This window comes from Kribbella sp. NPDC054772 (assembly GCF_053611945.1).
This window is the reverse complement of record NZ_JBSHBJ010000008.1, coordinates 140,934-155,008: the sequence shown is the minus strand read 5'-3', so window position 1 is coordinate 155,008 and position 14,075 is coordinate 140,934. Positions and strand designations below refer to the sequence as shown.

General features: G+C 70.2%; 16 protein-coding genes. 8 read left to right on the top strand and 8 right to left on the bottom strand.

The features are described 5' to 3' along the window. The first annotated feature begins 89 nt into the window (after positions 1–89). Positions 90–293 carry a sulfur carrier protein ThiS gene (gene thiS, locus ACWGID_RS16025; RefSeq protein WP_452197232.1) on the top strand — a complete coding sequence of 68 codons (204 nt, stop codon included), beginning with the start codon at positions 90–92 and terminating at the stop codon, positions 291–293. A 1-nt stretch (position 294) separates the two neighbouring features. Next, complete coding sequence (locus ACWGID_RS16020; RefSeq protein WP_387766253.1) at positions 295–1,068, top strand: thiazole synthase; 774 nt, start codon at positions 295–297, stop codon at positions 1,066–1,068. On the opposite strand, the gene ACWGID_RS16015 is transcribed toward ACWGID_RS16020, so the two are convergent. After that, positions 1,043–2,908, bottom strand: a complete 1,866-nt coding sequence (locus ACWGID_RS16015; protein WP_452197231.1) for a DUF6807 family protein — start codon at positions 2,906–2,908, stop codon at positions 1,043–1,045. The two genes, ACWGID_RS16020 and ACWGID_RS16015, sit on opposite strands and share 26 nt — an antisense overlap. Before the next feature lie 61 nt (positions 2,909–2,969). On the opposite strand from ACWGID_RS16015, the gene ACWGID_RS16010 reads away from it, so the two are divergent. Then, positions 2,970–3,356 (top strand): RidA family protein, encoded by a 387-nt coding sequence (locus tag ACWGID_RS16010; RefSeq protein WP_452197230.1) that lies wholly within the window; start codon positions 2,970–2,972, stop codon positions 3,354–3,356. A 9-nt stretch (positions 3,357–3,365) separates the two neighbouring features. Here ACWGID_RS16010 and ACWGID_RS16005 read toward each other — a convergent pair whose 3' ends face one another. Then, the gene (locus ACWGID_RS16005) at positions 3,366–4,238 is read right to left on the bottom strand and encodes a serine hydrolase (protein WP_452197229.1); all 873 of its coding nucleotides are present in this window, start codon (positions 4,236–4,238) and stop codon (positions 3,366–3,368) included. Continuing rightward, entirely contained in the window at positions 4,235–5,110 is an 876-nt protein-coding gene (locus ACWGID_RS16000) for a LysR family transcriptional regulator (protein ID WP_452197228.1), read from the bottom strand. Before ACWGID_RS16000 ends, ACWGID_RS16005 begins: the two co-directional genes overlap by 4 nt. A gap of 139 nt (positions 5,111–5,249) precedes the next feature. Here ACWGID_RS16000 and ACWGID_RS15995 point away from each other — a divergent pair, with 139 nt between their 5' ends. Beyond that, complete coding sequence (locus tag ACWGID_RS15995; RefSeq protein WP_452197227.1) at positions 5,250–6,158, top strand: MBL fold metallo-hydrolase; 909 nt, start codon at positions 5,250–5,252, stop codon at positions 6,156–6,158. Here ACWGID_RS15995 and ACWGID_RS15990 read toward each other — a convergent pair. Together ACWGID_RS15990 and pdxR are read right to left on the bottom strand one after the other, a co-directional pair. Then, entirely contained in the window at positions 6,148–6,891 is a 744-nt protein-coding gene (locus ACWGID_RS15990; protein ID WP_452197226.1) for a GNAT family N-acetyltransferase, read from the bottom strand. The two genes, ACWGID_RS15995 and ACWGID_RS15990, sit on opposite strands and share 11 nt — an antisense overlap. A 55-nt stretch (positions 6,892–6,946) precedes the next feature. Beyond that, positions 6,947–8,344, bottom strand: a complete 1,398-nt coding sequence (gene pdxR / locus ACWGID_RS15985) for a MocR-like pyridoxine biosynthesis transcription factor PdxR (RefSeq protein ID WP_452197225.1) — start codon at positions 8,342–8,344, stop codon at positions 6,947–6,949. Positions 8,345–8,425: 81 nt separating this feature from the next. Here pdxR and ACWGID_RS15980 point away from each other — a divergent pair, with 81 nt between their 5' ends. Genes ACWGID_RS15980 through ACWGID_RS15965 form a run of 4 tightly spaced genes read left to right on the top strand, consistent with a single transcriptional unit; the run spans position 8,426 to position 10,613 of the window. Continuing rightward, positions 8,426–9,574 carry an FAD-binding oxidoreductase gene (locus ACWGID_RS15980; RefSeq protein WP_452197224.1) on the top strand — a complete coding sequence of 383 codons (1,149 nt, stop codon included), beginning with the start codon at positions 8,426–8,428 and terminating at the stop codon, positions 9,572–9,574. Further along, positions 9,571–9,726, top strand: coding sequence for a BBE domain-containing protein (locus ACWGID_RS15975; RefSeq protein ID WP_452197223.1), 156 nt, complete (start codon positions 9,571–9,573; stop codon positions 9,724–9,726). The genes ACWGID_RS15980 and ACWGID_RS15975 overlap by 4 nt, the downstream gene beginning before the upstream one ends. Positions 9,727–9,742: 16 nt before the next feature. Next, positions 9,743–10,102 (top strand): DUF1622 domain-containing protein, encoded by a 360-nt coding sequence (locus ACWGID_RS15970; protein ID WP_452197222.1) that lies wholly within the window; start codon positions 9,743–9,745, stop codon positions 10,100–10,102. A gap of 7 nt (positions 10,103–10,109) precedes the next feature. Further along, a complete protein-coding gene (locus ACWGID_RS15965; protein ID WP_452197221.1) occupies positions 10,110–10,613 on the top strand; it encodes a tetratricopeptide repeat protein in 504 nt (167 codons plus the stop codon). On the opposite strand, the gene ACWGID_RS15960 is transcribed toward ACWGID_RS15965, so the two are convergent. The 3 genes from ACWGID_RS15960 to nhaA all read right to left on the bottom strand — a co-directional run bounded on the left by ACWGID_RS15960 (position 10,610) and on the right by nhaA (position 13,996). Continuing rightward, positions 10,610–11,452 (bottom strand): SAM-dependent methyltransferase, encoded by an 843-nt coding sequence (locus ACWGID_RS15960; RefSeq protein ID WP_452197220.1) that lies wholly within the window; start codon positions 11,450–11,452, stop codon positions 10,610–10,612. The genes ACWGID_RS15965 and ACWGID_RS15960 overlap by 4 nt on opposite strands. 107 nt (positions 11,453–11,559) lie before the next feature. Continuing rightward, complete coding sequence (locus ACWGID_RS15955) at positions 11,560–12,021, bottom strand: rhodanese-like domain-containing protein (protein WP_452197219.1); 462 nt, start codon at positions 12,019–12,021, stop codon at positions 11,560–11,562. An 88-nt stretch (positions 12,022–12,109) separates the two neighbouring features. After that, positions 12,110–13,996 carry a Na+/H+ antiporter NhaA gene (nhaA, locus tag ACWGID_RS15950; RefSeq protein WP_452197218.1) on the bottom strand — a complete coding sequence of 629 codons (1,887 nt, stop codon included), beginning with the start codon at positions 13,994–13,996 and terminating at the stop codon, positions 12,110–12,112. Positions 13,997–14,075: the final 79 nt, after the last annotated feature.

Sequence of the window (14,075 nt, the reverse complement as noted above, 5' to 3'; positions counted from 1 at the left end):
GAGCTCGCAGGGAGTGGGCTGAGAGGGTGACCGGACCGTCACCGACCGCCGAACCTGAATCGGGTAATTCCGGCGTAGGGAGGAGAGCGATGGAATCCGTGTGGGTGAACGGTACGGCGGTCGACGTACCGACCGGCAAGTCGGTGGCCGAGCTGATCACGGAGTACTCCGATCGCGCCACCGGGATCGCGGTGGCAGTGAACCAGAACGTGCTGACCAGGGCCGAGTGGGCGCAGACCACGCTGCGGCCCGGCGACCGGGTCGAGATCGTCAGCGCGACGCAGGGAGGCTGAGATGGACGACCCACTGGAGCTCGGCGGCCGCACGTACACGTCCCGCCTGATCATGGGGACCGGCGGCTCGGCCAATCTGGAAGTGATGGAGGAGGCGTTGATTGCCTCCGGCACCCAGTTGACCACGGTCGCGATGCGCCGGCTCGGCACCGGTCACGAGGGCTCGGTGCTCGACGTGCTGAAGAAGCACAGCATCGACGTACTGCCGAACACGGCCGGCTGCCACACCGCCGCCGAGGCCGTACTGACCGCGAAACTCGCCCGCGAGGCGCTGGAGACCGACCTGATCAAGGTCGAGGTGGTCGCCGACGACCACCTGCTGCTGCCGGACCCGGTCGAGCTGCTGGACGCCGTGGACGCCTTGGTGGCCGACGGTTTCACCGTGCTCCCGTACACGAACGACGACCCGATCCTGGCCCGCCGCCTCGAGCAGGCGGGCTGCGCGGCCGTGATGCCGTTGGCCGCACCCATCGGTTCCGCGCTCGGCATCCGCAACCCGCACAACATCGCGCTGATCGCCGAGGCCGCGAACGTCCCGGTGATCGTCGACGCCGGCATCGGTACGGCGAGTGACGCCGCGCTGGCCATGGAGCTCGGGTGTGCCGCGGTAATGCTCGCGACTCCGGTGACTCGTGCGGAGAAGCCCGCGCTGATGGCCGCCGCGATGCGCGACGCCGTCTCCGCGGGCCGGAACGCGCGTCTCGCCGGCCGGGTGCCGCGCCGCTGGCAGTCGGCGCTCGCGTCCTCGCCTACAACTGGGTTGCCAGCGTTTTAGCCTCCGCCGCGTCGACCGCCCGATCCAGCAAGAGGGCGGTCAGCGACAGCTGCAGTTCCTGGTTCGGCTGCAGCACCAACGGCTTGTCCCAGGCGAGCGCCGGGCATGCACCGACGTACTCGCCGGTCCGCAGGAACCACGGCCGTACGTCGTCGTGCTGCAGCAGGAGCAGCGTGACGTCGCCCTGAACGAACGCGAGCCAGGGGCTGGTCGAGCCGAACGCGGCGTCCAGACCGTCGCCGTGGTCGGTCAGCACGGTCGTCTCGGCGGACGGCAGTCGCCAGAAGAGTCCGCCGTACGCCGCTCCCGCGCGGCCGTTCGTCGCGGGGCTCTCGATGCGGATGGGGCCGTAGCGCGTGGTGAGGACGCTGCGCCAGTCGAGTCGCCAGCCGCCGAAGGCCAGGTCGCCCGTGAGGCGCCGGCGTTCGACGAGCTGCGGCCGGCCTTGCTCGTCGTACCAGGTGATGTCGTCGTTGAGCGTCCGGCCGTCCTCAATGGTGACGCCGCGGCTGCGCTGCTGGCCGTGGTTGGTCAGCAAGGACGGCCCTTGTCCGCGGACGTAGGTCCGGCCGCCCCAGTGCGAGGTCCCGTTGACCTGCGGGACAGCGAGCGAGACACCGTAGTGGTGCCGGTGGTCGACCGGGCTGACCTCGGTCAGCGGATGACCGCCGAGCGTGCGGACGGGATGCAGGTACGGCCGCGGGGCATGCACCTGCGGCATCCGCCGGCCGAACTCGTACCGCGCGAGCAGCCCCGCGTCACTCTCGAGCGCGAAGATGTCCCCCTGCTGCTGCCAGCCGACCTGACCCGCCGGACGCGCGCCCTGCAACCGCGGCTCCTGCGGCACCGGCCCGGTGCTCGCCCGCACCGCCAGCCGCAGCTCGGGTACGTCGTCCGCCGCGTCGCTCGGCGCCTCGATCGACGCGTGCAACCGCTGCCACGCCAGCTCCCCGAGATCCTTCTGCGGGACCCGAACCGTGGTCAGCGACGGTACGGCGAACCGGGCCAGCCCGATGTCGTCCATCCCGGTCACCGACAGATCGGCCGGTACGGCGACCCCGACCTCGTTGAGCCTCGCCAGCAGCCCGAACGCGACCAGATCGTTGAACGCGACCACCGCGGTGGCATGCGAGTCGAGCACCGGCTCCACCGCGGCGTACCCGTCCTCGATCGAGCGGCCGCACTCCAGCCGGACCAGGTCCAGCCCCGGGATCTCCCGCTCGGCGATCTCGAGGGCCTGCAACCGCAGCGCGTTCGAGGCGCTCGCCGCCGGACCGGACAGGAACGCGAGCCGGCGATGCCCCAGCCCGACCAGGTGATCGACGACGATCCGTACGGCGCGGCCGTAGTCGACCACCACCGACGAGACATCGCGCGGGCCCTGGCGATTGACCAGGATCACCGGTTGCACCTGCGGCAGCAGCTCGCGCAGGCGCTCCTCGTCCAGCCGCGGCGAGACCATGATCAGAGCGTCGCAGCGCCGGCGCGCCTCGATCGCGATCGCCGCTTCGGCCGCCGGGTCCTCGTCGGTCTCGGCGACCAGCACCTGGTACCCGGCCGCCGCGGAGGCGTTCGTGATACCGCGGAGGATCTGCTGGAACAGCGGGTTGCCGAGGTCCGGGACCACCAGCGCGACCATGTTCGTCCGCCCGAGCGACAGGCTGCGCGCCAGGTCGCTCGGCCGGTAGTTCAGCCGATCCGCGGCGGCGCGCACCCGGGCGACGATCTCGGGTGCGACGCTGAGTCGCCCGTTCATCACCCGGGACACGGTCGCCCGCGACACCTCCGCCGCCCGCGCGACGTCGGCGATCGTGATCGAGTCCTTCGGCGTCCGTCCCACAGCGACATCTTCTCCCGTTGGAAAGCGGTTTCTCAACCCCGGTCCACGGTATATCTGGTGCATGAGCGAGCTGGAATATCCCCAGGCCGACGGTGTTGCTCCGGGCAACGGTTACAGCCACGTCGTGACCGGGCACGGACAGTGGGTGGCGATCTCCGGGCAGGTCGCCCTGGACGCGGACGGGAAGTTCGTCGGCCTCGGTGACCCCGGAGCGCAGGCCGAGCAGGTCTTCGCCAACCTGCAGGCGTGCCTGACGGCCGCCGGCGCGACCTTCGAGAACGTCGTGAAGCTGACGTTCTTCGTCACCGACATCGGTTACCTGCCGGCCGTCCGCCCGGTCCGCGACCGCTACATCCCCGGCCCGAAGCCCGCGAGCTCGGCGGTCCAGGTGGCCGCCCTGTTCAGCCCGGACGCCCTCCTCGAGATCGAGGCGTACGCCGTCATCTGAGCAGGTCGACTAGCGCAGCAGGTCGACGGCGACCCGGGCGGCCTCACCGATCGCGGCGTCCACCCGCGGCTGCCGGAAATCGCCGCGTGCGGCCAGCGTGTAGACCGCGATCGCGAACGCGGCCCCACCCGGCAAGGTGACCACGCCGACCTCGTGCCGCAGCGCGCCGAACGTGCCGGTCTTCCCCGCGACACGCACCTCGTCGTGCGGGAAGCCGGACGCCAGCCGGTGCAGGAAGATCTGCCGATGCATCGTGGTCTTCAGGTAACCGGTCTGCTCCGGCGAGAGCAACTCCCCCGCCCACAGCCGCCGCAGCAGGAACGTCATGTCCCGCGCGCAACTCGCCGACCCGTTCGCCGCTTCGTACACCCCGGCCGGATCGGTCCGGTCGTTGTCCGCGAGTACGGCGAGCGCCGCGTCCGGGTCGTGGGCGCCTGTACGGCGTTGCAGGTCCCGCAGGTTGCCCGCCGAACCCCGCCGTACCCAGGTGCGACGCAGGCCGAAGGACTGCAGAATCTCGGCCAACCGCCGGAGCCCGACGATGTCCAGGAGGGCGTCGGCCGACGCGTTGTCCGAGACAGTCGCCATCGACAGGGCGAGGTCGCGCAACGACACCGTCACCGCGTCCGCGAACGCCGACAGGCCGGTCGGTCCGGCCGTCCGCGCCGACGGCTCGAGCGTCACCCGCTCGCGCGGATCGAGTTCCCCGAGGTCCACCAACCGGCAGAACCCGGCGAGCAACGGCAGCTTGTACACCGACGCCATCGGCACGACGGCATCCGCGTCGAGCTCGACCGTCCGCTCGGGCTCGTCGAGCGACACCGCGTGCATCCAGCCACGGACGCCGGCGTCCTCGAAGATCCCGCGGATCCGGGCGCTCATGACGCCACCAGCGCTTCGGTGAGCTGCGCCATCACGTCGTTCGGGCGGAGGAACGGCGTCCGCGTTCTCGACCAGACCAGGCGGAGGCGGAGCGGCAGCGGGTCGTCGGCGAGGCGACGGCGCTCGACCCCAGGCGCGGTCAGCCCCGGGTCGGCCGTCACCACGATCGCCTGACCGGCGGCCGCCATCGCCAAGCCGGCCCGCTCGTCGGTCACCACGACCGTCCCGCCATCGGGCCGATGCAGCGCCAACGTGTCCAGGAACAGGTCCCGCGCCGCCGGCGCCTCGGCCCGCGGCCGTACTGCTACCGGCAGCCCCTTCAGCTGGCGCAAAGCCACAACGTCGTCCTTCGCCATCGACGCAGGCACCAGTGCCCAGGTCGGCAGCAACGACACCGGCCCCGCCTCTAGCCCATCCAGTACGGCGGGATGCTGCACGGCGGCCAGCGTCAAGCGGCCCGTACTCACCTGATTCACCAGCGAACTCGTCGGCGCGGTCACGACCGTCACGCGGCTGCCCGGAATCACCGCCCCACACGCCGCGGCCACCGCCGCGCCCGCCGACGGCGGAACCTCTGGCGCGAGCCCGATCCGGATCTCCGGGCCCTCCGGATCACGCGCGACCGCCGCCTGGTGCAGCTCCTCGATCGACGTCAGCGCCCGCCGCGCGTACGGCAGCAGGGCGGCCCCGGCCGGCGTCAACTCGACCCGGCCCGCGCCGCGTTCGAACAGCTTCGCCCCGACCAACGCCTCCAGTCGGCGCAGCCCCTGGGACAACGGCGGCTGCGTGATGCCGACAACCCGCGCCGCATCCCCGAAGTGCTGCTCCTCGGCCAGCGCAATGAAAATCTGCAGATGCCTCTCAGTCAGCATGGAACCTGCTGACCTGCGGTTATATCTCCAGACAATCGCCTCATGCTCAAGAGCATATTCGACAGGGACGTTCACCCTCGCCTTGACTGCAGGTCCAGGGACGACGAGAGGAGACAGCGTGAAGGTGAGTCGGAGAGGGATGTTGACCGGTGCGGCGGCCGTCGGAGCGGCGGCGGTCGGGGCAGCCAGTGTGGTCGGTCTCGAGGGCCGCAGCGAAGCCGCCACGACCAACAGCGAGCGGAAGCCGGTCGAGCTGACCTGGTTCGGGAACCACGCCTGGCAGATCCGCTGCGGGAAGAGCGTCGTGCTCACGGATCCGTGGCTGACCCGGTTCCACACCGGGACGTTCACGCCGGAGGGCGCGGACCCGAAGACCAAGCTGGTGATCGATCGGAAGGTCATCGACCGGCACCTCGGCGCGGCGGACGCGATCCTGGTCCATCACGGGCACTACGACCACATGGCCGACGTACCGTATGTCGCGCAGAAGACCCAGGCGACCGTGTTCTGCACCGAGACGCACGCGAACCTGCTGCGCGCGATGAAGACGCCGGACGACCTGCTCTCACCGGTCCGCGGCGGCGAGTACCTCCCGTTCGACGGCTTCACGATCGAGGTCTTCCCGTCGCTGCACTCCTGCGGCGGCAAACGCCACGACTACGCGTTCCCGGGCTACCGGTACGCCGTCCCGCCGCGCCCGCGGGTGATCGAGGACCTGGTCGAGGGCGGCACGCTCGCCTTCGTGATCACGATCGGCGGCCTGCGCATCCTCAGCCTGAGTACGGCGAACTTCGACCCGAACGCCCTGCGCGACCTGCAGGTCGACGTGGTCCTCGCGGCGCCGGGTGGCGAACCCGGCATCACGGACCGGCTGCTGCGGACGATCAAGCCGGTCAAGAAGGTGATCGCCACGCACTGGGACGACTTCGACAAGCCACTCGCCGAGCCCGGCGTCCCGTGGACCGACCTGACACCGCTGCGGACATCGGCCGAGAAGACGGGGGCCGAGTTCGTCATCGTGGATCACCTGCAGAAGATCACGCTTTGACGCGGTAGTGGTACCGCGACGCGGTGTGGAACCCGAGCCGGTCGTAGAGGGCACGGGCCGGCGCGTTGCTCTCGACGACCTGGAGCCAGACCCGGTGGACGCCGAGGGTTGTTGCCTCCTGCAACAAGCCGTGGATGACCGCCTGGGCGAGGCCCTGGCGGCGGTGCGCCGGGTCGACGGCAAGGCAGTACAGCCCGGCCCAGTCGTCGACCAGCGCGAGCCGCCCGATCGCCTTGACCGGCTCACCGGACGGGATCACGGCGTACAGCGCGCGGGCGCGATTCAGGATCTGCCGGGCGGCGGCCTGCGCGGCAGATCCGCCGCGGCCGTCGACGGCCCACCAGAAGTCCATCCAGGAGTCGTTGGGCGCGGCGGATATATTCACCGGCGTCGTCGGCTCGTTGAGGTTCGCGAGGACGTCGGCGACCTCGGCACACATCACCAGCGTCGGGTTCCGGACCTCGTAGCCACGCGCCGCGAGCCGGTCGTCGAGATCACCCGGCTGCGCCGCCGGACCGACCTGGAAGGACGGTGCGATGTCGTGCGCGGCGTACAGGTTCTCGACGTAATCCAAGGCGCGGCCGAGGTCGAACGGGGCACTCGCGGGCAGCACCGAGTTGGCACGCAGGGTCACACCGGCGTTGTGGCGGACCAGCCAGCCGTCGAGTTCGGTGCTGTGGGCTGCGGGCCAGCCCTGGTTCATCAGGGAGTCGATGCGAGCTGCGGCGATCACTCCACCAAGAGTAGAACTGGCCGAATCAAATTGCAATGAAATGGATAGTTATTCATCAGCCGCGGAGCGCGGCAACCACGTCCGCGAGCAGCTCGATGCCCTCGACAACGTCCTTCCGCGTGAGCGACCCGTACCCGAACACCAGCCCGGCCGGCCCCGATCCGGCGACCCAGTACGGCGCCAGCCCGTACACGCCGAGCCCGCGCTCCCGCGCCGCCGCCTGCAGCGCGTCCTCGGTCAGATCGGGCGGCAGCCAGGTCAGCACGTGCAGCCCGGCCGACACCCCGACCGGCTCGAGCTCCGGTACGCGCGCGGCCAACCGCTCGACCAACGTGTCTCGCAGCGCCCGGTACCGCGGCCGCATCCGGCGCAGGTGCCGGTCGAACTCCCCCCGCGCCACAAAGTCCGCGAACGCCAACTGATCGAACACCGGCGACCCACGGTCGTCCATCAGCTTCGCCTGCGCCATCGGCTCGACCAGCCAGGACGGCAGGATCAGCCAGCCGAGCCGCAGCCCGGGCGCGAGGGTCTTGCTCGCCGTCCCGGCGTACGCGACCCGATCAGGCGCGAGCCCTTGCATCGCACCGATCGGCTCGCGGTCGTACCGGTACTCCGCGTCGTAGTCGTCCTCGATCACCAGCCCGTCGCGCGCGGTCGCCCACGCGATCAGCGCGGCCCGCGTCTCCGCCGACGCCACGGCCCCGGTCGGGAACTGATGCGCGGCGGTCACCAGTACGACGTCCGCACCCGACGCCTCCAGTGCGGCGACATCGATCCCCGACTCCAGCATCGGTACGCCGATCACCTCGAGTCCCGCCGCGCGCGCGACGTCCCGCAGGTCGTTGTCGGACGGGTCCTCGACCGCTAGCCGCCGACGACCCTGCGCCGCCAGCACCTGGAGCAGCAAGCGCGAGCCCTGCGCGAACCCGTTGCAGATCAGCATGTCCTCCGGGCGCGCCGCCGTACCGCGGACCCGGTTGAGGTAGTCGGCCAGCGCCGTCCGCAGCTCGATCGTCCCGCGCCCGTCGATGTACGCCAGACTCCGGTACGGCGTCTCGTTCAGCACCCGGCGTATCGATCGCAGCCAGGCCGCGCGGGGGAACTGGGAGACGTCCGGGCGGCTGTAGCGGAAGTCGATCCGCGGTGGCCCGCTGATGGACTTGAGGGCGGCCGTCGGCTCGACCACGGCGATGTCGGCGACCTGCGTGTACCCGCCGCCGCGGCTGACGAGGTACCCCTCCGCGACCAGCTGCTGATAGGCCTCGACGACCACGCCGCGGGACAGGCCGAGGTCCTGCGCGAGGGCCCGGGTGGACGGCATCACGGTCTCGGCCCGCAGCAGGCCGACCCGGATCCGGGTGCGGATCCCGCTCTCGAGCTGCTGGTGCAGCGGGACGCCGCTGTCACGCTGGAGCTCGACGAGGAGTTCGCCGGCTCCGGAACTGGTCCTCATTCGGCTCACACAACTGGACCTTATCGAAGGACCGCTTCGCTGTCAGGGTGGTGAACACCGACCGACGAGGAGTTGAGACCGATGATCGTGCTGCGCACCGGCGACGCCGGGTACGACGAGGCCCGGACAGTCTGGAACGCGATGATCGATCGCCGACCGGCCGCGATCGCCCAGTGCTCGAGTACCGCGGACGTCGCCGAGGCCGTCCGCTTCGGCCGCGACGCCGGCCTGGAGATCGCGGTCCGCTGCGGCGGTCACAGCATCGCCGGTCTCGCCGTACCGGACGGCGGCCTGATGATCGATCTGACGCCGATGAACACGGTCCGGGTGGACCCCGCTCGGCAACGGGCGTGGGTCCAGGGCGGCGCGTTGCTGGGCGAGCTCGACCAGGCATCGCAGGAGTACGGTCTCGCGACGACCGCGGGCAACGTCTCGCACACCGGCGTCGGCGGGCTGACGCTCGGCGGCGGCATGGGCTGGCTGGCGCGCCGGTTCGGGCTGGCCTGCGACAACGTCGTGTCGTACGAGGTGGTGACCGCCGACGGTCAGATTGTGTGCGCGAGCGCGGACGAGAACGCCGAGCTGTACTGGGGCCTGCGCGGTGGCGGCGGGAACTTCGGAATCGTCACCAGCTTCGAGTTCCAGCTGCACCAGATCGGGACGCGGGCGTTGATCGTCGAGCTGACCTACCCGGCGTCGGCGGCCTTCGAGGTATTGCGTGGTTGGCGCGACCTGAACACCGACGCACCGCGGGAGGCGACCTTCACCGCACATCTCACGTCGGGCGACGCGGGCACGGTGACGGTCGGGTACGTGTGGGTCGGCGAAAGCGGGGAGGACCTGCTGCCGGCGTTCCGCGCGCTCGGCCCCGTGGTGGGTGAGGTCCTCGAGGAGACGACGTACCTGAAACTGCAGACCCGGGACGATTCCGTGCAGGGCCATCGCTTCCGCCGGTACTGGAAGGGGCACTACTTCGAGGCGCTGCCCGACGACGCGATCCGTGCGTTGCTGGCGACACCCGAGATCCCCGGCGTCGCTGCGAGTCTGCAGGCGTACGGCGGGGCGATCGCCGACGTACCGGCGGACGAGACGGCGTTCAGCCGCCGGGACACGATGTTCGAGCTCGTCACCGCCACGCGCTGGCAGGACCGGCCGAGGACGAGCCGCGGATCGATCAGCTGCGCGGGTACGCCGCGACGCTGGCGCCGTACGCGAGCGGCGCCTACGTGAACGTGCTGACCGACGACCCGATCCAGCGTGCGTTCCCGCCGGCCACGCTGGACCGGCTGGTCGCGCTCAAGACGGCGTACGACCCGGGCAACGTCTTCCACCTCAACCAGAACATCCGGCCCGGCGAGCCGAGCAGCGCCGCCACGCTCTGACTGGTACCCATGAAGGGTGCACTTCGAGCAGGTCTTCGAGGATGTCGCGCGCGTCATCGAGAGCGTCGGCGTGGCCATCATGGCCGTCGGGCTCGCCGTCGTCCTGCTCCGCTACGTGTACGACGTCATTCGCAAGGGCGCCGGCAGCTACCAGCAGGTCCGGGTGAATCTCGGCCGGGTCATCCTGCTCGGCCTCGAGATCCTGATCGTCGGCGACATCATCCGCACCGTGATCGTCGCGACGACCCTGGAGAATGTCGTGGTGCTCGGACTGATCGTGGTGATCCGGACCGTGCTGAGCTTCGCGCTCGAGGTGGAGATCTCCGGCGCCTGGCCGTGGCAGCAACACCGGACCGACCGGTCCGACGCGGCATGATGGACACGTGACAACCGAACTCACCCCGGAACTCGCAGCGACCATCGAGGAAGCCTTCGCCCGCCGGGACCGCGCGAACATGGGCCCGACGATCGACTTCTTCGAGAAGCTGCTGACCGAGCACCCGGACAACCCGTACGTCCTCTACGAGGTCGGCGGCTCCTACGACACCGCCGGTCTGGAGGAGAAAGCTGTCGGGTACTACGAGCGCGCGCTGCCCGGACTGACCGGGGAGACCCGCCGCAAGTGCCTGCTGCAGTACGGCAGCACGCTGCGCAACCTGAACCGCTTCGACGAGTCGCTGGCTGTGTTCAAGGGGGCCTGCGCCGAGTTCCCCGAGTCGGACTCGCTGCGGGTCTTCAAGGCGCTGACCCTGCACGCGGCCGGGAATCAGGACAAGGCGCTGGCCACGCTCCTGCTGCTGATCGCCGACAAGGTCGACTCCGCCGAGATCAAGCGCTACGAGGCCGCGATCCGCGGGAACGCCGACTACCTGGCGAACCTGGGCTAGCTTTTGCGGGCGACGCCGCCGTAGATGGCGTCGCGGACGCCGATCGTCGGGTCCTCGGTGATCCGGCCGCCCGGCACGTGCCACTCGGCCAGCCGGACGACGCCCGGCTCAAGGATCTCCAGGTCGCCGAACAGGGACGAGATCTCCTCGACCGACCGGAACGCCAAGTTCGGGAAGGCGTGCCGGACGTTCTCCGCGAGCTCGGTGACCATGACGTCGACCGGACCGCCGTCGCCCGGGTTGCAGGCGTGCGTGATCGCCAGGTAGGACCCCGGCGGCAGCGCCTCGAGGTACTTGCCCGCGACCGCCCGGGTCTCCTCGAGGTCGGAGATGTGGTGCAGCATCAGCGCCATCACCAGCGCGACCGGCTCGCCGGCGGCCAGGATCTCGGCGACCGCCGGATCCGCCAGCACCTCGTCCGGCTTCGTGAGGTCCGCGGCGGTGAACTGCGTCCGGTCGTTGTCCAGCAGCAGGGCCCGCCCGTGGGCGACCACGGACGGGTCGTTGTCGATGTACACCACCGAGGCGCTCGCGTTTGCCTTCTGGGCGATCTGGTGGGTGTTCTCGGCGGTCGGCAGCCCGGAGCCCGCGTCGATGAAGCGCCGGACGCCGGCCTCCTCGGCCAGCCAGGTGATCACCTCGCTGAGCCAGCGCCGGTTCGCTCGCGCCCACTCCGGGGCCTCCGGCGCGATCTTCATGATCTGCTCGTACAGCTCGCGGTCGGAGGCGTAATTGTCCTTGCCGCCGAGGAAGTAGTCGTAGACCCGCGCGACACTCGGACGTGTGGTGTCGATCCCGAACGCGACCAGCCCGCTGTCGTTCTTCGGCTGATCGGTCACACTGTCTCCCTCGCGGTCGGACCCCTACTTCGAGGGTAACGTACGGAGAGTCAGCGTTTCACCACGGCGAGTTCGATCTGTGTAAAACCTCAACATTCACAGGGGTTTCAGCACGCGCAGGCCACGCCGCGCGGCGCGACCAACGGATCCTGCGCCCGCCGTTCGATCCCCGCCGCGGTCTCGATCGGCCCACCTTCGCGCGCCCAGTACTCGAACCCGCCGATCATCTCCTTCACCGGATACCCGAGCCGCGCGAACGCCAGCGCCGCCTGGGTCGCCCCGTTGCACCCCGGCCCCCAGCAGTACGTCACCACGGTCACACCCTCCGGTACGATGCTCCGCGCGCGCTCCGCGATCTCGCGATGGGGAAGGTGGATCGCGCCCGGCACATGCCCCTGGTCCCAGCTCTCCTGGCTCCGGCTGTCGACCAGCACCCAGCCGGTCACGCCGGCTCCGATGTCCGCGGCGACGTCGGCCGCGTCCACCTCGAACGAGAGCCGGCCGGCGAAATGCGCGACCGCGGCGGCCTGGTCGGCGGCGCGGGTACTCAACACGGCGGACGTCTTCATGCGATGCCTCCTCAAGGATCGGGAGGCACCAGCGTCGGCGATCCGCGGGGACGGCGACAGTGGCAGAAATGACCTAGTTCATCAAGATTCAGCCACGCCGGGTGCTGATCTTCGCCCGCGCCCGCGCGACCTTGATCGCCGCCTTCAGCGAGTCCACGTCGTACGCGCCGTAGTGCCGCTGACCGTTGACGAAGAACGTCGGCGTACCGGAGACGCCACTGGTGTCCGCGGACTCCACGTCCTGCGCCACCCGGGCGGCCGCCACGTGCCGTTTGACGTCGTCGTGCAACCGATCGGCGTCCAGCCCGAGCTGCTCGGCGTACCCGATCAGGTCCTTCGGCTGCAGGTTCTCCTGGTTCGCGAGCAGCAGGTCGTGCATCTCCCAGAACTTGCCCTGCGTGGCCGCCGCCTCCGCGACCTCCGCCGCGATCTGCGCCCGCGGGTGGACGTCGGACAGCGGCAGGTGCCGCCAGACGAAGCGCAGGTCGTCGTCCTGGATCACGTCCCGGACGATCGGCTCGGCCATCCCGCAGTACGGGCACTCGAAGTCGCCGTACTCGACCAGGGTGACCGATGCGTTCTCCGGACCGCGGATGTGGTCCCGCTCCGGATCGACCGGGTCGGTCAGGTCGACCAGCTGCTCCGCGTCACCGAGCAGCGCGAGCGCCTTCTTCGGCGGCGACAGCAGCTTGGCCGCGCGGAACACCGCCCAGGTCAGCGCGGACGCCACGATCACCGCCGAGAGCAGACCGACCTTCGCCTCGGCCAGCTGCGCCCCGTCGAACGCGATCGTCGCGATCAGCAACGAGACCGTGAAGCCGATCCCTGCGATCGTTCCGCTGCCCACGACCGCGGCCCACCCGACACCGGGCCGGATACGCCCGCCGGTGAGCCGTTCGAGCAGCCAGGACACGGTCGTCACGGCCAGCGGCTTGCCGACGACGTACCCGGTCAGGATGCCGAGGGTGATCGGTGAAGTGAACGCGTGCGCGAGGAACTTGGCGTCGATCGTCACGCCGGCGTTCGCCAAACCGAACAGCGGGACGATCAGGTAGCTGGTCCACGGGTGGTAGAGGTACTGCAGGCGCTCGTTCGGCGAGATCGTGGTGGTCAGTCCGACGGTCGCGGACCGCGCCAGCTCCGGCGTCGGCTGCTCGCGGAACAGCCGGAACAGGCCGGTCGCCTCCTCGAGTTCCTCCCGTCCGGGCGAGTACGCCGGTGCGGTCAGGCCGATCGCGAGTCCGGCGACCACCGGGTCCACGCCGCTCTGCAGCAGCGCGGCCCACATCAGGACGCCGAGGATGACGTAGATCCAGGCCTTGCGGACGTGAAACAGCGACAGCGCCAGGACGATCACGAACGCGACGATCGCCAGCATCAGCGGCATCAGCCGGATGTCCTCGCTGTAGACGACCGCGATCACCACCAGCGCGAGCAGGTCGTCGACCACGAACACCGTCAGCAGGAACACCCGCACCCGATCCGGTACGCCGCGCCCGACCAGCGCGAGCAACCCGAGCGCGAGCGCCGTGTCGGTGGACATCGCGACGCCCCAGCCGTGCGATCCCGGTCCGCCGGCGTTGAACGCCAGGTAGATCAGCACCGGCACGACCATCCCGCTGATCCCGGCCAGCATCGGCAGCACGAACCGGCTGCGCTCACGCAGGTCGCCGAGATCGAACTCGCGCCGCGCCTCCAGCCCGACGACGAGGAAGAACAGCGTCATCAGCCCGCCGTTGATCCACTCCCGCAGGTCCAGGCTGAGCACGTCGTGACCGAGCCCGATCGACAACTCGGTGCGCCAGAACTCGTCGTACGTTCCCGGGGAGATGTTGGCCCACAGCAACGCGAGCACGATCGAAGCCGCCAGTACTCCGGAGCTCCCCGCCTCGGTCCGGAGGAAGGCACGCATCGGTGCCGCGAACTCCCGCCGCCAGTTCGTCCGGCCGCTCCACAGGCCGGAGAAGTCCGTCATGCGGATCACTGTAACCAGCGCGGGCCGCCAACCGCGCCCTCCGGCTAACACTCAGCAGGCCTGTGGCTGCATGATGTGC